This window comes from Pseudomonas sp. HMWF021 (assembly GCF_003061005.1).
In the GTDB taxonomy this organism is placed as follows: Bacteria; Pseudomonadota; Gammaproteobacteria; order Pseudomonadales; family Pseudomonadaceae; genus Aquipseudomonas.
In genome coordinates this window covers 27008-48298 of record NZ_QAIK01000145.1, presented here as the reverse complement: position 1 = coordinate 48298, position 21291 = coordinate 27008, and the positions used below count along the sequence as shown (strand labels likewise).

At 58.5% G+C, this 21291-nt stretch carries 20 protein-coding genes and 1 tRNA gene; 13 read left to right on the top strand and 8 right to left on the bottom strand.

Annotation, left to right across the window (positions count from 1 at the left end):
• Window positions 1-44: 44 nt before the first annotated feature.
• From pheS to DBR18_RS30385, 6 genes are all read left to right on the top strand, one after another.
• Window positions 45-1061: a phenylalanine--tRNA ligase subunit alpha gene (pheS, locus tag DBR18_RS20330; protein ID WP_108591655.1), complete on the top strand. Its 1017-nt coding sequence runs from the start codon at window positions 45-47 to the stop codon at window positions 1059-1061.
• A gap of 26 nt (window positions 1062-1087) precedes the next feature.
• Window positions 1088-3466, top strand: coding sequence for a phenylalanine--tRNA ligase subunit beta (gene pheT, locus DBR18_RS20325; RefSeq protein ID WP_108591654.1), 2379 nt, complete (start codon window positions 1088-1090; stop codon window positions 3464-3466).
• 3 nt (window positions 3467-3469) lie between these two features.
• Window positions 3470-3772 carry an integration host factor subunit alpha gene (gene ihfA, locus DBR18_RS20320; protein WP_002553164.1) on the top strand — a complete coding sequence of 101 codons (303 nt, stop codon included), beginning with the start codon at window positions 3470-3472 and terminating at the stop codon, window positions 3770-3772.
• The gene (locus DBR18_RS20315; RefSeq protein WP_003179985.1) at window positions 3753-4109 is read left to right on the top strand and encodes a MerR family transcriptional regulator; all 357 of its coding nucleotides are present in this window, start codon (window positions 3753-3755) and stop codon (window positions 4107-4109) included. The genes ihfA and DBR18_RS20315 overlap by 20 nt, the downstream gene beginning before the upstream one ends.
• Before the next feature lie 88 nt (window positions 4110-4197).
• A tRNA-Pro gene (locus DBR18_RS20310) sits at window positions 4198-4274 on the top strand.
• 137 nt (window positions 4275-4411) lie between these two features.
• On the top strand, window positions 4412-4696 hold the full coding sequence (locus DBR18_RS30385) for a hypothetical protein (protein ID WP_158275058.1): 285 nt from the start codon (window positions 4412-4414) through the stop codon (window positions 4694-4696).
• A 212-nt stretch (window positions 4697-4908) separates the two neighbouring features.
• On the opposite strand, the gene DBR18_RS20300 is transcribed toward DBR18_RS30385, so the two are convergent.
• Window positions 4909-5337 carry a hypothetical protein gene (locus tag DBR18_RS20300; RefSeq protein WP_256588818.1) on the bottom strand — a complete coding sequence of 143 codons (429 nt, stop codon included), beginning with the start codon at window positions 5335-5337 and terminating at the stop codon, window positions 4909-4911.
• A 736-nt stretch (window positions 5338-6073) separates the two neighbouring features.
• On the bottom strand, window positions 6074-6340 hold the full coding sequence (locus DBR18_RS20295; RefSeq protein WP_108591652.1) for a hypothetical protein: 267 nt from the start codon (window positions 6338-6340) through the stop codon (window positions 6074-6076).
• Between the two features lie 264 nt (window positions 6341-6604).
• On the opposite strand from DBR18_RS20295, the gene DBR18_RS20290 reads away from it, so the two are divergent.
• Complete coding sequence (locus tag DBR18_RS20290) at window positions 6605-6934, top strand: hypothetical protein (RefSeq protein WP_108591651.1); 330 nt, start codon at window positions 6605-6607, stop codon at window positions 6932-6934.
• Between the two features lie 56 nt (window positions 6935-6990).
• Here the strand turns inward: DBR18_RS20290 and DBR18_RS20285 are convergent, their stop codons facing one another.
• Window positions 6991-7404, bottom strand: a complete 414-nt coding sequence (locus DBR18_RS20285; RefSeq protein ID WP_108591650.1) for a VOC family protein — start codon at window positions 7402-7404, stop codon at window positions 6991-6993.
• Between the two features lie 281 nt (window positions 7405-7685).
• Here DBR18_RS20285 and DBR18_RS20280 point away from each other — a divergent pair, with 281 nt between their 5' ends.
• On the top strand, window positions 7686-8798 hold the full coding sequence (locus DBR18_RS20280) for a hypothetical protein (RefSeq protein WP_108591649.1): 1113 nt from the start codon (window positions 7686-7688) through the stop codon (window positions 8796-8798).
• 55 nt (window positions 8799-8853) lie between these two features.
• Window positions 8854-10665, top strand: coding sequence for an ABC transporter ATP-binding protein (locus DBR18_RS20275; RefSeq protein WP_108591648.1), 1812 nt, complete (start codon window positions 8854-8856; stop codon window positions 10663-10665).
• Here the strand turns inward: DBR18_RS20275 and DBR18_RS20270 are convergent.
• Together DBR18_RS20270 and DBR18_RS20265 are read right to left on the bottom strand one after the other, a co-directional pair.
• Window positions 10662-11606, bottom strand: a complete 945-nt coding sequence (locus tag DBR18_RS20270) for an alpha/beta hydrolase (protein WP_108591647.1) — start codon at window positions 11604-11606, stop codon at window positions 10662-10664. The genes DBR18_RS20275 and DBR18_RS20270 overlap by 4 nt on opposite strands.
• 109 nt (window positions 11607-11715) lie before the next feature.
• A complete protein-coding gene (locus DBR18_RS20265; RefSeq protein ID WP_108591646.1) occupies window positions 11716-12714 on the bottom strand; it encodes an NAD(P)H-quinone oxidoreductase in 999 nt (332 codons plus the stop codon).
• A 272-nt stretch (window positions 12715-12986) separates the two neighbouring features.
• Here DBR18_RS20265 and DBR18_RS20260 point away from each other — a divergent pair, with 272 nt between their 5' ends.
• Both DBR18_RS20260 and DBR18_RS20255 read left to right on the top strand, forming a co-directional pair.
• Complete coding sequence (locus DBR18_RS20260; protein WP_108591645.1) at window positions 12987-13862, top strand: LysR family transcriptional regulator; 876 nt, start codon at window positions 12987-12989, stop codon at window positions 13860-13862.
• A 251-nt stretch (window positions 13863-14113) separates the two neighbouring features.
• Entirely contained in the window at window positions 14114-14593 is a 480-nt protein-coding gene (locus DBR18_RS20255; RefSeq protein WP_108591720.1) for a hypothetical protein, read from the top strand.
• 47 nt (window positions 14594-14640) lie between these two features.
• On the opposite strand, the gene DBR18_RS20250 is transcribed toward DBR18_RS20255, so the two are convergent.
• Window positions 14641-15363: a pirin family protein gene (locus tag DBR18_RS20250; RefSeq protein WP_108591644.1), complete on the bottom strand. Its 723-nt coding sequence runs from the start codon at window positions 15361-15363 to the stop codon at window positions 14641-14643.
• Between the two features lie 217 nt (window positions 15364-15580).
• Between DBR18_RS20250 and DBR18_RS20245 the strand changes: the two genes are divergently transcribed.
• Both DBR18_RS20245 and DBR18_RS20240 read left to right on the top strand, forming a co-directional pair.
• Complete coding sequence (locus tag DBR18_RS20245; RefSeq protein WP_108591643.1) at window positions 15581-16531, top strand: GlxA family transcriptional regulator; 951 nt, start codon at window positions 15581-15583, stop codon at window positions 16529-16531.
• Window positions 16532-16689: 158 nt separating this feature from the next.
• Window positions 16690-18162, top strand: a complete 1473-nt coding sequence (locus DBR18_RS20240; protein WP_108591719.1) for a winged helix-turn-helix domain-containing protein — start codon at window positions 16690-16692, stop codon at window positions 18160-18162.
• Here DBR18_RS20240 and DBR18_RS20235 read toward each other — a convergent pair.
• Window positions 18124-20958, bottom strand: coding sequence for a winged helix-turn-helix domain-containing protein (locus DBR18_RS20235; RefSeq protein WP_108591642.1), 2835 nt, complete (start codon window positions 20956-20958; stop codon window positions 18124-18126). The genes DBR18_RS20240 and DBR18_RS20235 overlap by 39 nt on opposite strands.
• A gap of 134 nt (window positions 20959-21092) precedes the next feature.
• The coding region (locus DBR18_RS29575) for a helix-turn-helix domain-containing protein (RefSeq protein ID WP_256588817.1) at window positions 21093-21291 on the bottom strand (199 nt) is incomplete at its 5' end.

The following is a 21291-nucleotide window of genomic DNA, read 5'->3' as shown; positions in this document are numbered from 1 at the left end:
AGAGCCTTCAAGCTCTTCCCCTATTTTGTATCTGGAGTCTGTACATGGAAAACCTGGATGCGCTGGTCTCTCAAGCACTAGAGGCTGTGCAAAGCGCTGAAGATATCAATGCCCTGGAGCAAATCCGGGTTCAATACCTTGGCAAAAAGGGTGAATTGACTCAGGTGATGAAGACCCTGGGGAATTTGCCGGCAGAGGAGCGTCCGCAAGTCGGCGCCCTGATCAACGTTGCCAAGGAACGTGTCACAGGCGTTCTCAATGCGCGCATGGCTCTGTTTGAAGAAGCCGAACTGGCTGCCAAACTGTCTGCCGAATCCATTGATGTGACGTTGCCGGGCCGTGGCCAGACCTCCGGTGGTCTGCATCCGGTGACCCGGACTCTGGAGCGAGTCGAACAGTTCTTCACCCGCATCGGCTACGGCATCGCCGAAGGCCCTGAGGTCGAAGACGACTATCACAACTTTGAGGCGCTCAACATCCCAGGCCATCACCCGGCCCGGTCGATGCATGACACCTTCTATTTCAATGCGAACATGTTGCTGCGCACCCATACCTCGCCGGTACAGGTCCGCACCATGGAATCGAAGCAGCCGCCGATCCGCATCGTCTGCCCAGGTCGCGTCTATCGCAGCGACTCCGATATCACCCATTCGCCGATGTTCCACCAGGTCGAAGGCCTGCTAGTCGATCGCGACATCAATTTTGCCGATCTCAAAGGCACCATCGAAGAATTCCTGCGGGTGTTCTTCGAGAAAGAACTGGCCGTACGTTTCCGTCCTTCGTACTTCCCGTTCACCGAGCCATCCGCTGAAGTCGATATGGAATGCGTGATGTGCAGCGGTAATGGCTGCCGTGTCTGCAAACAGACCGGCTGGCTGGAAGTCATGGGCTGCGGCATGGTCCACCCGAACGTGCTGCGCATGTCCGGCATTGATCCGGAAGAGTTCTCCGGTTTTGCCTTCGGCATGGGCGTCGAGCGTCTGGCGATGCTCCGTTACGGCGTGAACGACTTGCGTCTGTTCTTCGACAACGACTTGCGGTTCCTCGCGCAATTTCGCTAGTCGTAACGAATTCTTAGGAGAGCAGGATGAAATTCAGTGAACAATGGCTGCGTGGCTGGGTTAGCCCGCAGGTAAGTCGCGACGAGCTGGTTGCTCGTCTGTCGATGGCAGGTCTGGAGGTCGATAGCGTGACCCCGGCCGCCGGTGTATTCAGCGGCGTGGTCGTGGGCGAGGTGCTGAGCACCGAGCAGCATCCTGACGCCGACAAATTGCGTGTGTGCCAGGTCAGCAATGGCGCGGAAACCTTCCAGGTCGTGTGCGGTGCGCCTAACGTGCGTCCGGGCCTGAAGATTCCGTTCGCCATGATCGGTGCCGAACTGCCAGGCGACTTCAAGATCAAGAAGGCCAAGCTGCGCGGTGTCGAGTCCAACGGCATGCTGTGCTCGCAAGCCGAGCTGCAGGTTGGTGAAGGCAACGACGGTCTGATGGAGCTGCCGGCCGATGCGCCGGTGGGCGAGGATTTCCGTGTGTATCTGGATCTGGAAGACGCCAGTATCGAGGTCGACCTGACCCCGAACCGTGGCGACTGCCTGTCGCTGGCCGGTCTGGCCCGTGAAGTGGGCGCGCTGTATGCCGCTCCGGTCACCCGTCCAGTAGTTATGGTTATTCCAGCGGTGCACGACGAAGTGCGTCCGGTAGAAGTATTGGCGCCTGCCGCCTGCCCGCGTTATCTGGGCCGAGTTATCCGCAACGTAGACCTGTCCAAGCCAACCCCGCTGTGGATGGTTGAGCGTCTGCGCCGCGCCGATGTGCGCAGCATCGACGCTGCCGTCGACATTACCAACTACGTGATGCTCGAGCTGGGTCAGCCGTTGCACGCCTTCGATCTCGCCGAAATCAATGGCGGTATCCGTGTGCGTATGGCGGAAGAGGGCGAGAAGCTGGTTTTGCTCGACGGTCAGGAAGTCAGTCTGCGCAGCGATACGCTGGTGATCGCCGACCACACTCGCGCACTGGCGATTGCCGGCGTGATGGGTGGTGAGCACAGCGGTGTGTCCGCGACCACTCGCGACGTGTTTCTGGAAAGTGCTTTCTTCGACCAGATCGCTGTGGCGGGCAAGGCCCGTTCCTATGGCCTGCACACCGACGCGTCGCACCGTTACGAGCGTGGCGTGGACTGGCAACTGGCCCGTGAAGCCATGGAGCGCGCCACTGGCCTGCTGCTGGAAATCACCGGCGGCGAAGCCGGCCCGATCATCGAGACCGTGAGCGAGCAACACCTGCCGTCGATCGCACCGATCACCCTGCGGGCGCAACGCATCACCCAGATGCTGGGGATGGAAATGGATTCGGCGCAGGTCGAGCGTCTGCTCAGCGCGCTGGGTCTGAACATTTCTGCCGATGGCACAGGGCAGTGGCGCGTAGAAGTACCGAGCCACCGCTTCGATATCAGCCTGGAAGTCGATCTGATCGAAGAGCTGGCACGTCTGTACGGCTACAACCGTCTGCCGGTTCGTTACCCGCAAGCGCGTCTGGCGCCGCAAGCCAAAGCTGAAGCGCGCAGCGAATTGCCTGAACTGCGTCGTCTGCTGGTAGCCCGTGGTTATCAGGAAGCGATCACTTACAGCTTCATCGATCCGAAACAGTTCGAACTGTTCAATCCGGGCGTTGAGCCGCTATTGCTGGCCAACCCGATTTCCAACGACATGGCCGCCATGCGTTCTTCGCTGTGGCCGGGCCTGGTCAAGGCGTTGCAGCACAACCTGAACCGTCAGCAAGATCGCGTGCGTCTGTTCGAAAGCGGTCTGCGCTTTGTCGGTCAGCTGGAAGGTCTGAAGCAGGAGCCGATGCTTGCGGGTGTTGTTTGCGGCAGCCGCTTGCCGGAAGGTTGGGCACAGGGTCGCGACACCGTCGATTTCTTCGACGTGAAAGCTGACGTTGAAGCGGTGCTGGGCTTTGCCGGTGCGCTGGATACCTTCACTTTCGCTCCGGGCAAACACCCGGCGCTGCACCCGGGTCAAACCGCGCGCATCGAGCGTGACGGGCGTGAAGTCGGCTTTATTGGCGCGATCCACCCTGAATTGTCCAAGGCCTTGGGTCTGGACCGTCCGGTCTTCGTCTTCGAGCTGGTTCTGGCGGAAGTGGCGTCCGGAAAAATGCCGCAATTCCATGAGTTGTCGCGTTTTCCTGAAGTGCGTCGTGACCTTGCACTGATTGCGCACAAAGACGTCGCAGCCTCGGCTGTATTGGACGTAATCCGTGAAAATGCAGGCGAATGGCTCACGGATCTCAGGCTGTTTGACGTGTATCAGGGTAAAGGTATTGATCCTGATAGAAAAAGCCTCGCAGTTGGCTTGACCTGGCAGCATCCATCGCGCACTCTTAATGACGATGAGGTGAATTCGACGACGCAAAATATCCTCACCTCGCTCGAACAAAGGTTGAACGCCACGTTAAGGAAGTGACGTATGGGGGCTTTGACGAAAGCTGAGATGGCGGAACGTCTGTATGAAGAGCTGGGCCTGAACAAGCGGGAAGCCAAGGAATTGGTCGAACTGTTTTTTGAGGAAATCAGGCACGCTCTTGAAGACAACGAGCAGGTCAAATTGTCCGGTTTCGGCAATTTCGACCTTCGGGACAAGCGCCAGCGGCCTGGCCGCAACCCGAAAACGGGGGAAGAAATCCCGATCACGGCTCGCCGTGTGGTCACCTTTCGTCCAGGGCAGAAGTTGAAGGCCCGAGTTGAGGCTTATGCTGGAACCAAGTCATAACGACGAACTACCCGTCATCCCGGGCAAACGCTACTTCACCATTGGTGAAGTCAGCGAGCTGTGTGCGGTAAAACCACACGTGCTGCGCTACTGGGAGCAGGAGTTTCCTCAGCTCAACCCCGTCAAACGCCGCGGAAACCGCCGGTATTATCAGCGCCAGGATGTGCTGATGATCCGGCAGATCCGCGCGCTCCTTTATGATCAAGGGTTCACCATCGGCGGCGCCCGCCTGCGGTTGTCCGGTGATGAAGCCAAAGATGACACCACCCAATACAAGCAGATGATCCGCCAGATGATTGCCGAGCTTGAAGATGTGCTGGTGGTACTCAAGAAATAAAAAGCTGCGTTTGAATACTTCCAGTTTTCAAACGCTTGCGATATATTCTTGAGCGCTCTTCGAGAAGAAGGGCAGGTTTCAAACCAGTCGGGGCGTAGCGCAGTCCGGTAGCGCACTAGCATGGGGTGCTAGGGGTCGAGTGTTCGAATCACTCCGTCCCGACCATATTTCCTGAGTAAATTCAGACAGTTAAGCCGATCAGATAGATCGGCTTTTTTGTGCCTGCGCAAATCCCGCGCAAAACTACGCGGTGATTTCTCTGATATTGATGTCAGGGATCGCCCTGACCAGACGATCTCGGCATGATCCTTCTGGTAGTTCTTCGTCATGTTTTTACTGGCGTGGCCGGCGATCTTCTGACCTTCCTTTCCGGCTTTCCGGTGCAGGTGCAGGTGCAAGTGCAAGTGCAGGTGCAGCGACAATGCCCGCACTTCATGGAAGCCAGACATTTCTTCTTTCCATCCCTTGTAACAGCCCGCCGCTTCCAGGGCCTTTTTGAAGGCTCGCGTCAAATATCGCTATTTGATCTGCGTCCAGTTGCCCTTCATCTGCGCCTGCTACTGCTTTTGCGGTTTGGCTGGCGATGAATAAGGTAAGGCGAGACGATGTCATCCAGGCACCGACTAAAAACAGCTTGGAGTGCTTCTGTCATTTTGAACGGGATCCATTACGCATTACCGTTGAGCGCGGAGGAGTTCAATCGCAATTAGGCGGAAGATTGACAACTGGCTGCGCGGACTCAACGGGGCAGACCACGCAGAAAAAGCCCGCAAGAGAAACAGGCTTCAGGGGGCGGATTTCAGAGGCAGTCAGACTTGTCTATCTCAAACTCGACTATCGCAGAGCTGGTGGAGTCTTTGTAAAGGAGGTTAATGGAAAGACCCGATTGCACGAATTGGCCTAAACCTTTTTCATTACAGAATGCAGAAGCTGCAAGCGCTCTTGCGTCCTTGGTGAACTCATTGGCGTCGATTTCGTTTTTCGCAACTTTTGTGAGTGTGTAAGAGATACGCATGACCTCATCGCTATAGGTCACCGAATCGATGCGAGTTGAATCATCAGATATTTGTCCGGACTGAACACTCATGATGAGTGCGAGACCTTTGAGCTGGCGTTCTCGCTCCTGCTTTTTCTCCTCGGGAGCAGATTGTGTATGCCATGCCTGTACCAGGATAAAGAGCAAAATCATTGCCGAAAAGAAAATGATTATTCCACGATTCTGTTTCAATTGAGATTACCGTAGCAAAAGGCCATTATTTATTTGACCATGCCGGTAGCATCATCTCAAGCCGAGGGGGGCTTCTTGATAACCCCAAAGCTCGATACACCTCTGCGCTCCGATGACTGTCGTCGGGCTTTCAGAGACGTGCATTCGGGTGGGCAGGAGAGAAAACGGAGTAGCTGGGCAAAGGAGGCCGGCGGTGAAGTGAAAGTTCAGCCGCCGGCAATGAGCACGTCATTCCACGATGCAGATCCAGCGGTGGTTTTGCCGGTATGGCGCACGAGTGAAGTGAACATCTGACACCATATTCATGCCTCGCTCTTGGAGCGCCTCGGTAAGTTGCGCAAGTGTCTCTGCTTGGATAGTCATTGCTGTCACCTCGTCAGATTTTCCGTATTCATAATTCTCGACCGGGCGGATAACTGGCTAATTCAATTTTTCTACTTGGCCGATTTGCTGGCTTCACACCGCAGAGCGTCCCCTGACCTCACATCCATTCAAAATTTGGGCAAGAGGAGCCACTAAGAGCGGCGGGTCTATTCATCTCCTTCGCAGTGGACGATCCTGGCAGTGGTAGCTGCCGTGTCGTACTACTTGTTTTCAGATGCATGCCCGACGGCCAAAGTCTCGACTGGATATCCATTTTCTTTGGCTCACGCAAACGGCAGGGCGCCATGCTCGCTTCATCGATTGTCATCCGTATCTACGTTCGCGGGATGAAGCTTGTGCGGATCGGTTCTCACTATTGGTTTGGCTTTTTCTCTATATCCTTTGAATCGCTGGAAGTGGCTGCATCTTTTGCCGTTTCGTGCGGCTCTGCGCCAGAATTGGAGCCTGATGCCTCCTCGCCTTTCTTGTTGGCTTTTTCATCATTTGATTCTGTGTTACTGGACTGATTGACCCCAGGGATCGCGGTGGGCGGCGCGGCAGACTTTTCAGCGGCAACGGTCAGCAGAGGGGCCATTGTGAGCAGGCTGACAAGCGACAGGGCAGTAATCTTCATGGTCATGATTCAGGCCTTCCAAGCGGGGTATATAGTTTGGAAGGAAGTCTCGCCGGAATGTGCCCGGTGTCTGACGAGCGGCAAGCCGAGGTTACCGCCTTTGCGATCCACCAGGCTGCGCGCCGCCGGTCGCCATCGAGTGTTCGCAGGAAGCCACCGACTGCATGCGGGTAGAAATCCGGACAATCGAGTGAAAGCGGCAATTTGCTGGCCCCCGAACCTTTATTTCATCGGCAAAATCGCCTTTTTTCAAAAGGTTAGGTTGCCCTTATGCGGACGATTGTCATCACCGTTGCAACGCTTTCACTGGCGGTCTTTGCCTGGGGAGTCCAGGCGAAAGAGTTGAGCAAGAGTCACCGGTTTGCCTGCACCTGGGGCTCGGACATCGCCGCCGGTGCGCAACAGTCCAAGCTGACGGGGATCTCGTTGTACAGCGCGCGCAGGCAGCTGCAGGTGCGCAGGTTCCAGCAACCGTGGATGCGCATGACGGCCATGGGTATTACTGAGCAGACCTACAACAGCAGCTCCCGACTCAAGCCCGCGGCGGTGAAACAGACCTATTACGAACAATGCGTCAGGCACGAACTGGCGCAGCGCTGAAAGAGAAGCCCAACCTGAACAGGCTGGGCTTTTTCATGCCTGCTTGAAACGCAGGCCTACTTGTCGGTTTGGCAATTGACCATCCATGACACGCCGAAGCGATCCACCAGCATGCCGAAACGTGCAGCCCAGAAAGTCGCCTCCAGGGGCATGTCGACACGACCGTCGGCGGACAAGGCATTAAAAAACCGTTCGGCCTCGGCAATGCTGTCAACGTTCAGCGAAATCGAGCAGCCGCTCATGCCGTTGACGGGACGGTCGGGCGTGGTATCGGAAGCCATGATCATTTCATCGCCGACCCTGAGGCAGGTATGAATGATCAGGCTATGGTGCTCTTTGGGTACGTGTTCGGCGGCAGGCGTTTCGCCAAATGTCATCATGGCTTCCAGCTTGCCCTGCAAGGCCTGTTCATAAAAGGTGAAGGCGGCACGACAGTCGCCGTTGAAGATCAGGTACGGGTTGATTTTCATGACTCTGCTCCCGGCAGTAAGGCGGTGAAGGCGGTTGTCCGCCCGGCTCCGCAGTGGGCGTTTAAAACATAGCAGAGCTTTGTGCGCAGGGCCGGCCAGATTCTTTCCAGATGTTTTCCCGTACAGGCAATCACCCGCCAGATTGGCTCTGTTGTCGGAAAAATCTGATTGAAGCGTAGTTTGATGATTTACCGGCCAGCTCACGTTAGAGTCGATCCGGCCATCGATGTCGGCACCGCTGGCAATATCAAAAGACTGCTCAACGGAAGGGGCAAAACAACGTGAGTGAAATCGAGAAGTTCGATTCTGAGGCTGCACAACCGGTCGTCAATCGCTACCGGCAGTTGAGCGAGTTGCTTTACTGGTCGAATGAGCGTGCCTGGCCACTCGGTGTCGGACTTCTGCTGACCGCCGGGCTCTATCTTTACCAATACATTCAGTCCGAAAAAATTCCTCTGAGTATCACGTCCTCGGCTGTCATCACTGCGCTGCCGGCAATGTCGGCGATATTGATCGTTATCGTGTTGGCAATGTTGCTGTTTCTGCTGCTGCCCACGTTTATCCTGTTTCACAAGCTCGACGCGTCAGGGCCTCGGCTGAGTGATGACCTGCGTTTCGGCAAAAACGATCCGCGATCAACGGCGCGCCATCGTCAGGTCATCATGCGCTGGGCAGGCGGCTTGCTGGTCATGGGGGGGTATTGTCTGCTCGTCGGTGTGGCGGGGGCGAGCCTGCACGACAGCCGATGGTGGGGACCCACAATGCTGATCGGTGCGTTACTGACGATTGCCGCCTATGTGTACTTCATCGTCCGCGGACTGGGCGTCAAGGTTTCAACGGATTTCAAATTCGCCTGCGTGATGTCCGCCGTCAGCCAGGTCATTGTGATACAGGCGGTGACTTCTGCGTTGTTGCGCATCGCCGGTGCCTATGTAGAAAACATCTGGTGGATCGTGCCGCTGGTGCTGTGCGAGCTGTCGGTACTTTGGACCATCCAGTTGTTATCGGCGATGTTCGTGATCAAATTGCTGCGCCACGAAAATCCCGTCGGCCTTGCGACAGTGGTTACGGTCATCATCATAGTGCTCGTAGGTTTGTTCCCGCCAACCGGTGCCAGGCTCGGTGGGGTGGCCTTTCAGTATTCCGCGTCCGGCGCGCGAAATTGTACGGTGTTGCACTTCAACTCCGACAGCAAGGGTTTCGATGCCATGATGGATCCTTCCCGCCCCGGATTCAGCCGGCCGGTACGGGTGATTGCCGAAGTCGATGGCGTCTATTTTGTACGTCCCTGGAAATCGCTCTCCAAAGCGGTGGAGTTCGTGCCCCGTACAACTCTGGCCGGTGTTGACGGTTGTGATCCTGAACTCCATACATCGACGTCCAGTCCACCCTGAGCGCCGGTGAAAACTTCCGATATCTGATGTCATGTACCTTTTAGGCTGATATTCAATGCCCACGTTTATCCGTTTCAATTCGCTGCTCGACCAGGCACAGAAGGCCTTACTGCTGGTATGGGGCACATCGCGCGGATTAATGCTGGGCCTTGTGTTGGCGACCCTGATGGCCGGTGTGCTTCCGGCACTGGCCGCGTGGCTGGGTCAGCGAATTGTCGACGCGGTAGTAGCCGCCATGCAGTTGCACGCGCAGCAGGGAAGTGCACCGTTGTGGCCGGTGTTGCGTTACGTCTTGCTGGAGGCGGGGGTGCTGGCACTGTTATCCGGCGCGCAGCGAGCCTTGTCGGTCCAGCAATCACTGTTGCGGGTGCAACTGGGGCAAAAGGTCAACACGCTCATTCTGGAAAAGGCCCAGACCCTGTCGCTGATGCAGTTCGAGAACTCCGAGTTCTACGACAAACTGGTGCGCGTGCGGCGCGAAGCTTCGACCCGGCCGTTGGGGCTGGTGATGAAGTCATTGGGGCTGATCCAGAACCTGATCATGCTGATCAGTTTCGGGGTATTGCTGCTGCATTTTTCGCCTTGGGCACTGGTGCTGCTGGTGGTCGGGGCATTGCCGGTGTTTTTCGCGGAAGCGCATTTTTCCGGCGACGCTTTTCGCCTGTTTACCCGGCGGGCACCGGAGAGCCGGCAACAGAACTACATCGAGACCCTGTTATCCCACGAGGCCTACATCAAAGAGGTCAAGCTGTTCGGTATCGCCCCTCTGTTATTAAAGCGTTACCGCGATACCTTTGCGCGGTTGTACGCACAGGATCGAGACTTGACCCTGCGCCGCGATGGTTGGGGATTTGTTCTTGGTTTATTGGGTACGGCGGCGTTCTATCTGGCTTACGCCTGGGTAGTGCTTGACGCCATACACGGTCAGATCAGCCTTGGCCAGATGACCATGTATCTGGTGCTGTTCAAGCAAGGGCAAAGCGCAGTGAGCAGCAGTCTCGGCGCGATCAGTGGCTTGTATGAGGACGGGTTGTACCTGTCGAGCCTTTACGAGTATCTCGCCGAACCAGTGCACACGGACACCGGTCACCTGACTGCAGGTGAACAGCCAGGCGATGGTTTGCGCTTTCAGAATGTCGGCTTCCGTTATCCCGGTGCCAGCCATGCTGCACTCGAAGGCATTGACCTGCATCTGATGCCCGGGCGCAGTCTGGCACTGGTCGGACAAAACGGCTCGGGCAAGACCACGCTGATCAAATTGCTGACCCGGCTTTATCGGCCCGATCATGGGCGCATTCTTCTCGATGGCAGCGATTTGCAGGAGTGGCAGGAAGCCGCTTTGCGTCAGCGCATCGGGGTGATTTTTCAGGATTACATCCGCTATCAATTTACTGTCGGGGAAAACATCGGCGTCGGCGATACCCGGGCGTTCAATGATGAGCGGCGCTGGAAAGAGGCGGCCGATGAGGGGATGGCCGCGCCTTTCATTGAGGGGCTTGATCGCGGTTACGCTACGCAACTCGGCCGCTGGTTTGCGGGCGGCCAGGAGTTATCTGGCGGGCAGTGGCAGAAAATCGCCTTGTCACGCGCCTACATGCGCCGTGACGCGGACATTCTGATTCTCGATGAGCCAACTTCCGCGCTTGACCCGGCAGCGGAGGCTGCGGTGTTCGAGCATTTCAGCCAGCACGCCGAAGGGCGCATGACCCTGCTGATCTCCCATCGTTTCTCCAGCGTGCGCAATGCCGATCACATCATCGTGCTGGAGCGCGGGCGCATTCTGGAGCAGGGTGGCCACAGCGATCTGATCGCCTCAAACGGACACTATGCAAAGTTGTTCGATTTGCAGGCTCGCGGTTATCGCTAGGAGTCTCCTGCACTGCTGACAACCGCCGGCCCGGCCACGTGCGCAGGGGATCTGGTCTGCATCAAGGCTTTGATCGCCTTCAGATAATTTTGCCCACCGAGGGCCATGCTGTTGTTGTGGGTCGCGCCCGGCACCAGCAGCAGATGTTTCGGTTGCCGGGCAGCGTTGAACAATTGCTCGCTGAAACGCGGCGGAACAAAAGCATCGGCCAGGCCGTGCACGATCAGCAGCGGCATATGGATGTCGGCAATCTTGTCGATTGAGTCGAATTTCTGCGACAGCACCCAGCGTACGGGCAGCGAAGTGTTCGCCACCGCTGCGGCAACATCCGCAAGGGATGTGAACGTTGATTCGATGACCAGCCCGCGCACCGGCAGAGGGGTGTGATCACGTGCGGCTTTCTGACCAAGTTCCGCCGCGAGATCGATCGCTACAGCGCCACCGAGCGAGTGACCGTAAATCAGGCGTTTGGCGGGGTCGGGCTGCAACAGCTGGAAGCGATCCCACGCCACGCGCGCATCTTCGTAAACGCTGCTTTCCGACGGCAGGTCGCCGTGACTCTGGCCGAAACCGCGGTAATCGATGGCCAGTACCGAATATCCCGCCGCACGCAGTTGTTCGATGCGAAACAACTGCCCGGTCAGATTCCAGCGCACGCCGTGCAAGTACAGGATGGCCGGTGCGTTCGGCCGTTCCGCCGGCCACCACCAGGCATGAATGTTCTGCCCGGCCTTGAAGCTCTTGGGCTGCAGATCAAGTTCCTGCACACTGCCCGGCAAACCGTGATACCAGCCGGCGGTCCCCGGTTCGATACGGAACAGCAGTTTACGCTCGGTGTGTTCCAGCACGGCGCAACTCGCTGGCACGCCAATGATCAGCGCGGCCATGCAGGCGAACGCCAGACGGCGTCGACGTAGTCGGGTCATGAAGGACAGGAACATTAAACGTTTCACCACTGCCGGGACAAAGAACGCTTTTTACCAGATGCCCGGCTCCGCGCGTGACATTTTCGACCACCGCCTGCGTGCAAAGATTACAAAATGCTGCGGGTCAAGCGACCCGCAGTACGATCTTGCCAATGTGATCGCCACTTTCCATATACGCATGGGCCTGAGCAGCCTCGTTGAGCGCGTACACCTTGTCGATGATCGGCAGGCAACGACCCGCAGCCAACACCGGCCAGACGTGCTCAAGCAGTTGCTCGGCAATTTCCGCTTTCTCTGCGCTGGTGCGCGCGCGTAGCAGTGAGCCGGTGACAACTGCGCGCTTGCCGAGAATTGCCAGCAAGTCGACGTCGTTGGCCCGACTACCTCCCAGAAAGCCAAGCATGACCAGGCGCCCGTCCATCGCCAGCGCGCTGACGTTACCGTTGAGATACGAGGCGCCCATGATGTCGAGAACCGCATTGACGCCCTGACCGGCAGTTTTTTCAGCGATGACTTTGGCGAAATCTTCTTCACGATAGTTGATTGGCTGACCGCCCAGTTCAGCGATGACTGCGCACTTGTCTGCGCTGCCGGCGGTGGCGAAAGTCTCGATGCCGAATTCGCGACAGAGCATCAAAGCGGTGGTGCCGATGCCGCTGGTGCCACCATGGATCAACACGCGATGACCTCGACGGGCACCGCCAAGGCCGAACAGATTGGCCCACACGGTGAAGAAGGTTTCGGGTATGGCGGCAGCCTGCACCCAGTCCAGCCCTTGGGGAATCGGCAAAGTCTGCCCGGCCGGGACGGCGCAGTATTCGGCATAGCCGCCGCCGTTGGTCAACGCACAGACCTTTTCACCCACGACAAACTGATCAACACCAGCGCCGAGCGCCACCACCTCACCGGCAATTTCCAGACCCGGGATCGGATTCATGCCCGGTCTCATCGGGTATTTTCCTGCACGCTGCAAGGCATCCGGCCGGTTAATACCGGCGGCATGTACGCGTATCAGCACTTCGCCCTCGGCAGCGACCGGAAGCGCTACTCGCTTGGGTTGCAGAACTTCAGGGGCGCCGGGTTCGGTGATTTCGATTCGGGTCATTTCTTCTGGCAGGTTCATGAGGTTTCCTCCTGACTAGGGACTGAATAATTGGGAGCGTTACAAGGGTGGAATGATTCCCGTCAATTAGCCCGGCAACGTTGAGCGACAGGACAGGTCAGCAGCCTCCCGGTCCTGGTTCGCACAGTGGCGGGCGAAGTTCGGTCAGGGGGTACGCATGGCGCCAAATCCTGCACGGGGGTTTATGGCGCTCAGCATATCGATTACCGTCGCTGCATCAGTGCAGCGATTTGGCGACGCCATGATGCGAAATTGCATCAGGAGAGGACGAGATGAATTGGGATGATGCGCGCGTGTTTTTGGCTGTTTGCCGCGAATCGACATTGCGCGGCGCGGCTCGGGTACTGGGTGTCGATCAGGCAACCGTCGGACGGCGGGTCACGGCGCTGGAGAAGTCCTTGAACGCAACCCTGTTTCTGCGTACTTCCGACGGGTACGCAGTTACCGCGCTTGGTGAGGCGGCGCTCCAGGCGGTGGAAAAAATGGAACATTCAGCGCTCGAGCTGGAGCGCCGTATTCAGGGCCTGGACGATCGACTGACAGGCACTGTGCGCGTCAGCACTACCGATTCGCTGGCGATTGATTTCCTGATTCCGGCCATCGCCCGCCTGCATGAACAACACCCGGACGTGCGCGTGCAACTGGATGCCTCGACACAAATGCTCAGCCTGGCCAAACGCGAAGCGGACATCGCTGTACGCAATGCCCGGCCGGACAATCCAGACCTGATTGCCCGGCGACTGGCGCGCTGGCCGGTAGGCCTGTTCGCTTCGCAGGCTTACATCGACGCCAGAGGTGTACCCGAACAGGGAAGTGCATTCGAAGGTCATGACCTGGTGGTCTACCAGCCGTATTTGCAAGGTAACAAGGAAGTGACCCTGGTTGGCGAGCCGATCAGTCGTGGGCGGATCGTCGCCAGTCTTGGCTCCAGCCTGTTGCTGCGTCGCTCCATCGCCGCTGGATTGGGTGTAGGAGAAATGACCGTGCCTATGGGGGAGCGCGATGGTCTGGTGCGACTCTGGCCAGAGCGCAGCCGCCCGCAAACTTACGAGGTCTGGCTGGTCACCCACGCAGATCTGCGCCACACCGCCCGGGTTCGGGCGGTGATCGAGCAGATCGTCGAGGCCTTCGAAACGGAGCAAAAATGACTGAGCGAACCTGATTGACTGGCGCACATTGTCTGACGAATTTGCCTACGGACTTAGCAGAATGCGCTGGCTTGTGGGCAGTAGGGCAAGGGCCTATCGTTGGAACAGCTCAAGGCGAGGCACAGCGCCTGCAATCACGTGACATGCCACGGAAGGTATCGGTAACCCAGGAAGGTGTTGAATTGGAAGCCAGGGATTTCAGTCATTATCAGAGCAGTGATACAACGCACAAAGGTCGAGATGCTCAAGCCATGAACGCCATCAGTCGTGAAGAATTCAACGCCAGGATCGAGACCATCGAAGTAAGGATGGATGCGCGTATTGACGCCGTGTCGGCAAAAATCGACGGGTTTCTTTCCGCACAGGCAGAACGAGACAAAATCCAGATCGAACGCGACAACACCCGGGCCGAACGAGACAACACCCAAGCCGAACGAGACAAAACCCAGGCCGAACGAGACAAACGCTACGACCTGATTACGCAAGAGATGCGCAAGATTGCCGAGGGCGCGCAGGAAGCGGCGAGACAGGGGGCAACCGTGAAGGCCAATGTCTGGGCTGCGACGGCTGTCCAGCTCATTGGAGTCGTCGCCATCGTGGTAGGGGCTTATTACGCCAATCAGGCCAACATGTACGTAGCCATTCAAACCACCCTAGCCGCAGTTCAGGCAGGCAAGGACATCCATGTACCAAAACCTGCCGCATTGCCATCGCCAATACCGATCGAATAAAAACGGCCTTCAATGAAGGCCGTTTTTGTGGGCATTGAAACACCGCTTTACGGCATTTGCGGCAACTCCTGCGGCCGCAGATCGAACACCAGCACTTCGGCATCCACACCGTTGCTCAAGGTCAGGGCCTGTTCTTCGCGAACCCGCACGCCATCCCCTTCCTGCAATTGCACTCCGTTGAGTACGACGCTTCCGCGGGCGACATGCACATAAGCATAACGATTGGCCGGTAACTCCAGCGTCGTACTTTCATTGCCGTCGAACAGTCCGGCAAACACTCGCGCGTCCTGCAGAACTTTCAGCGAGCCATCACGGCCGTCTGGTGAAATGATCAGTTGCAAGCGACCGCGTTTTTTCTCGGGGCTGAAATGCTCTTGCTGATAACGTGGTTTGGCGCCGCTGACTTGAGGCACGATCCAGATCTGCAGGAAGTGCACCGGTTGGCTCGCCGAGTGGTTGAACTCGCTATGAGCCACGCCATTACCGGCACTCATCAATTGCACGTCGCCTGGACGGATCACCGAACCGGTGCCCAAAGTGTCTTTGTGTTCCAGTGCGCCTTCGAGCACATAGGAAAAAATTTCCATGTCGCGGTGCGGGTGCTGGCCGAAACCCTTGCCGGCGGCGACGCGGTCATCATTGATTACCAGCAGGTCGGAGAACCCTTGTTCACGCGGGTCGCGGTAGCTGGCGAAGGAAAAGGTGTGGAAAGATTTCAGCCAGCCATGATTGGCGAGTCCACGGTCGGAAGCTTTGCGCAGAGTCAGCATGATCGAATCTCCTTTCAGGACGTTGATTCGTCCGAGTGAGGAGAAGGTTACTGTTAACTCCTCGGTGCAATAAGTAGGTGAATATTGAAACACTGTCCGGTTCAGGTTGACAGTTTTGCGCAGCCGATCACGGTTTCTTTTCCGCCGTGTAAAACGTACTTGGCCATAATGCAGCGTCAGTCTGTTCTCTTCTTATTTTCAGTGAAGTTGTTTACCCATGAAAACCGTGGCAATGGTGCTGTTTCCCGACTTTCTTCTGCTCGACATGGCCGGACCTATGGAGGTGTTTTCGGTTGCCAATCGCTACCTGAAACCGGACGACCATTATCAGTTGATCACCGTCGGTACCGAGCACGGCCCATTACTGGCCTCCAATGGCGTGCGGGTGCTGCCGGATCGTCACATTGATGAATCTTCCCCGGATTACGATCTGTTGCTGGTGCCGGGCGGGCCGGGCGCCTACAACGAAAAGCACCCACCATTGCTGACCTGGTTGCAGGATGCTGTTCGCCGCGCCGAACGCTACGGTTCGATCTGCACCGGCGCATTCGTTCTCGGCCATGCCGGCTTGCTCGATGGCTACCGGGTCACCACGCACTGGAACTACCTTGAGCGCTTGATCAGGGCTTTCCCTTTGGCGCAGGTGGAATCTGACCGGATTTACACCGAAGACCGCAACCTGATCACTTCCGGCGGGGTGACTGCCGGCATCGATCTGGCGTTGGCGGTGGTGGCTCAGGATCACGGTAAAAAAGTTGCCCAGGACGTGGCGAAAGTGTTGTTGGTGGTGATGAAACGCCAGGGTGGGCAGGCGCAGTTCAGTCCTCTGATGGCGGCAGTGGCGCCCCATGAAACCCCGATCACCCGGGTGCAGAATTTCGTGCTGGAGCATCTGGACCAAGCGTTTACCGTCCAGGACATGGCCGCTCTGGCGAACATGAGCGCGCGGCATTTTGCCCGTGTGTTCCTGCGTGAGGTGAACATGACGCCCATGGAGTTCCTGCAGCGTGCGCGGGTTGATCAGGCACGTAATCTGCTGGAAACCACTGAACTGCCGCTCAAGACCGTGGCTTACAAAAGCGGGTTTGGCAGCGTGCGTCATATGCGGATTTTGTTCGCGCAAAAACTCGGCCTGACCCCGGCACAGTACCGTGAACAGTTCAGCTAGAGCGGTTGTGTCCGTTTTGCGCACACGGATGTCCGTGCTGGGTCCTGTGCAAGTGTTGTATCGCCATTCATGCCTGCCAAGATGAATACAACGCTTGGAAGGGAGAGGCACGCAATGCTGTGGGCATGAAGTTCACGGTGTGGCGGTGTGTGAAAGGCATGTATAGCCAAAATGATCTGAATGGCGCGTCGGTGCTGTATTTCGGTCCGTTCGCGTTTCATTTGCGCCAACGCCTGATTCTCGACGGGGATCGGCAGCTGCGCATGGGCGGCCGGGCGCTGGATATCCTGCAGGTGCTGGTCGAGCATGCCGGCCGGGTGGTGAGCAAGGAAAAGTTGATCGCCAGGGTCTGGCCGACGTCGGTGGTCGAGGAGATCAACCTGCGGGTGCATATCGCGGCGCTGCGTCGGACACTGGGCGATGGCGAAAATGGCCAGCGCTATATCGTCAACGTGCCGCAATGCGGTTATTGCTTCATCGCCCCGGTACATACCGACAGCGTTGCCCAAGTGGTCTTCGAAACCCTGCAAGCGCCTCAACACAACTTGCCCGGGCGCTTGACTCCGGTCACCGGCCGCGACTCACTGGTGGGCAGCCTCGTGCGGAAAATGCCCTTGTGCCGGCTGATGACCGTGACCGGGCCGGCCGGCGTCGGCAAGTCAACAGTGGCCCTGCGTGTGGCGGAATTGCTGCTGCAGCATTATCGCGACGGCATTTGGCAGTTCGACCTGTCGGCCATCGACGATGCAACGCCGTTGCTCGATCACCTGCTGCAGCATCTTGGCACTCCATTCGAAACGCTGACGACCTGGCATGCCTTGCTGGTGCTGGACAACTGCGAACATCGACGCGATACCTGCCGCGCGCTGGCCGAACGATTGCTCGAGGCGGCTCCCCGCCTGACATTGCTGGTCACCAGTCGCGAGCCGTTACAGGTCAGCCTCGAGTCCGTGCAGCAGCTCGCGCCCCTGACGATCCCCAAGGCTTCGGCGCTGCACAGTGTCGAGGAGGTCATGGGTTATTCGGCGGTGCAGTTGCTGGTTAGCCGGGCCCGTGCGCGCCAGCACGATTTCCGTTTGCGTATGCAGGATCTGCCGTTTGTGCGTGAGATTTGCCGGCGGCTTGACGGCTTGCCCCTGGCGATAGAACTGGCGGCAGCGCAGATCGATGCGCTGGCCCTGGTCGGTTTGCAGGCGCAACTCGATAACGGCCTGCACTGGCTCGGTCACGGGCGGCGCAGGGCCGTGGCGCGTCATCGCTCCATGGGCGCGGCGCTGGACTGGAGTTATCAACGCTTGAGCGCGAGCGAGCAGCGGATTCTGCAACGGCTGTCGGTGTTCAGGACGAGCTTCACCCTCGAGGTTGCACTGACCGTCATCCACTGCCAGTACATGTCGCCGCCAACCGTGGTGGCGATCATCGAGGGGCTCGCAGCCAAGTCCTTGCTGACGGTAGAGCGGGGCGCTGATCCGTTGCGTTACCGGATGCTCAATACCACCCGCTATTACGCCCGTGAGCAGTGGGAACACAGTGGCGATCTCGATGACATCGTGCATCGTCATGCCCTTTACAACGCCTGCAAACGATCAGTGTCAGATCTGCACATGACGGCGCAATTGTTCGAGCATTAGCCGCACTTTGTGCAGGTCCGGCGTGGCGTAGCCCTCGGTGAATCGCTGGTGAATCGGCGCGAGCAACGCCAACGCCTCGTGATAGCGCGATTGCTGCTGCCATAGCCGGGCCAGCGTGGTCGCGCTGCGCAACTCCCAGGCAAGGGCGCCTTGATCTCGGGCAATACCAATAGCTTGCTGCAGGATGTTCTCGGCTTGCTGTTCAGTGTCGCAGCGAGCCTGATCGCGAGTGTGTCCTTCAGGGCAACCGTGCGCTTCGCTCAGCAACCGCTCGGCCTGCGCCCGCAGAATTTCTGCAGTGCTCCAGCCCGCTGCGCCGCTCTGCGCGCGCTCAAGCAAGGCGTCATCGATAAAGCGGCTGTCGAGCGTGACCATCAGTTCCCTGACCAGCCCACTGTCCGCTGCCACCACCGGCCGCTTTTCGCCGACCTCGATGACCTGTGCATAGTGCCGCGCCCACGTATGGAACAGCAGCACCGAATGCTTCTGTGCCTGCTCCAACAACAGTTGCAACAGCGCGCGAGCGTTCTTTCGGTCGCCGTTGTAATGGGCGATCAAGCAACTGGCCAGCGCCAGGGTGTAGCAGATCGAGGTGCCGTGGTTGATCTGCAGCGCAATGTCCAGCGCCTGTCGCGCGGTGTGCCACGCCTGATCGGCGAAACCTTGCAGCCACAGCACGCGCGCCAGGATGGTCAACGAGGCGACGCTCTGGTCATATTGCACGCCGAAGCCATGGGTGAAGCGGTTGCGATGGCCGCTGTGAGCCATGCGCTGGATCACTTGCTCGGCGCTGATGCGAGCCTGTGGCTGATTGCCGGCAAAGTGCAGCGCCAGCACACGCAAACGGTGGGTGCTCAGCGCCAGTAAGGGATCGCCATGCGCGCCGAGCCGGTCGAACTGTTTGCTCTGCGCCAGCGCAGCCTGGTAATGACCGCAACTGAGATTGACTGCCAGGTGCCCCGACACCGCGCGCAGCTGTCCGGCGACATCGCCATGTTGCTGCGCCAGTACCTGCGCACGGGTGAACGCGGCAATGGTTTCGGGCGTGCCACCCCAGGTGTGATAGCAGGCGCTGCCGAGTGCCAGGCGCAGGGTTATTTCCAGTTGGGGACAGGGTTGCGCTCCCGCTTCGAGTACGGCCAGCGCCTGGCGCACATACCCGCCGTATTCCTTGAGCAGCGACAGTTCCTGCCATAACGCCGCCGAAGTCGCCGTCAGACGCACTCCCAACGCCCTGGACCCCGCACCGTTCAAACTCCAGTCAACCGCTGCGCGCAGATCCTCGATACCCCGGGCGTAGCGCTCGATCCATTGCGTGGTCGGCGTTGTTTCCCACTGGCTGTGCGCCTGTTGCATCAGCACCAGACACCGTTGCGCGTGGCGTTGGCGAGTGGCCTCAAGTTCGCCGCCATGCTCGAGCTTTTCCAGGGCGTAGTGCCGAGTGGTGTCGAGCAGACGATAAAACACCTCTTCATCGCCGACCTCGACATTGAGCAGCGATTTGGCCACCAGTTGTGTGACTGAGGCGAGCACCTCGCCAGGTTCTATATGTTCGCCGACGATGACCGCAGCGGCGGAATCCAGATTAAAGCTGCCGCGAAATACGCCGAGGCGGCGCAGGCAGGTTTGCTCGCAGGGGGTGAGCAGATTGAAGCTCCAGTCCAGCGTGGCTCGCAGTGTCTGGTGCCGGGCATGACCTTCGCAATTGCCGGACGCAAGCGGATGCAGGGCGCCTTGCCATTGCTGCAATAACGCACTCAGACCCAGGCTGGAAACCTGCGCCGCTGCCAGTTCCAGCGCCAGTGGAATACCGTCCAGCCGACGGCAGATTTCGCTGGCCAGCGGCAGCTCGGCATCGCTCAATTCAAAGTGTTCACAGGCGCTCATCACGCGCTCGACGAACAGTTGCAAGGCCGGGAAACCCAAGGCCTGGACCCGGTCGCAGACCAGCGTTGCAGGCGGGCAGTCCAGCGACTCCAGGCGCTGCACAAACTCGCCCTCGGCGCGCAGGCTTTCACGGCTGGTGGCCAGAATGTGAACCTGCGGCGCGCCGCGCAGGATACTTTCGCTGAGCAGCGCCACCGCATCGATCAAGTGCTCGCAGTTGTCGAGCACCAGCAACATCTGCCTTTCGTGCAGACCATTGACCACACAAGACAAAGGATCACCGTCAGGCGATGCCAGATCGAGCAGGGTGGCCAGGTGTGAAAAAATCGATCCGGGATCGTTCAGCGGCGCCAGATCCAGCAGGCGAATGCCGTCGCGGTAGCGCCCGATCAGTTGTTCGGCGACGCGCAGCGCCACAGTCGTTTTGCCGATGCCGCCGGGGCCGACCAGAGTGATGCAACGCTGGCGCGGCAACTGCTGCATCAAGTTGTCGACCAGCGCCTGGCGGCCGATCATCCGCGTGCGCCGCACAGGCAGGTTGTGCCGCGCGGGCGCCTGTGCGGCAGGCCGTTTCTCGTTGCTCTGCACCTGAAGCGGTGCCACAAAACTGTAACCACGCTGGGCCACGGTGACGATGTAGCGCTGCCCGGCCTGACCGTCGCCCAGCGCCTTGCGCAGCGCCGCCATGTGTACCCGCAAATTGATGTCTTCGACGACGCTGTCCGGCCACACCGCTGCCATCAATTGCTGTTTGCTCACCACTTCGCCGGCGTGAGCCAGCAGAATCAGCAGAATGTCCATGGCACGCCGCCCCAGACGCAACGGCTGCTCGCCCTCCATGACCAACCGCTGCCCGGTATAGATCCGATAAGGGCCGAAGCCAATGGCCTGATTCGGTGAAAGACTCAACAGCTCACTCCTGCGCTGATGCGGCGATCCTGACACATGAAGCGGGCGCGGTAATGCAACCCTTCCATGGCAGGGGATCGAGGCATGTTCCTCAGGTTTGAGCGTCAGTGCAATGGGTGGCTTCGCTGCGCAGCTCACAAGGTTGTGGGCCGCATCGTACGTTCCTTCGGCTCGCGCATGACCTGACAGCGCCAGGCGAACGGGTTGATCCCTTCGCTGCGGGTGAACATGTGACAGAAATGCGCCTGGTCGCAGAAGCCGCACTCCAGGCTGATCTGCGTCAGACTCAGGTCGGTGTGGCGGATCAGCAGCTTGGCGCGAGCGATGCGCTGC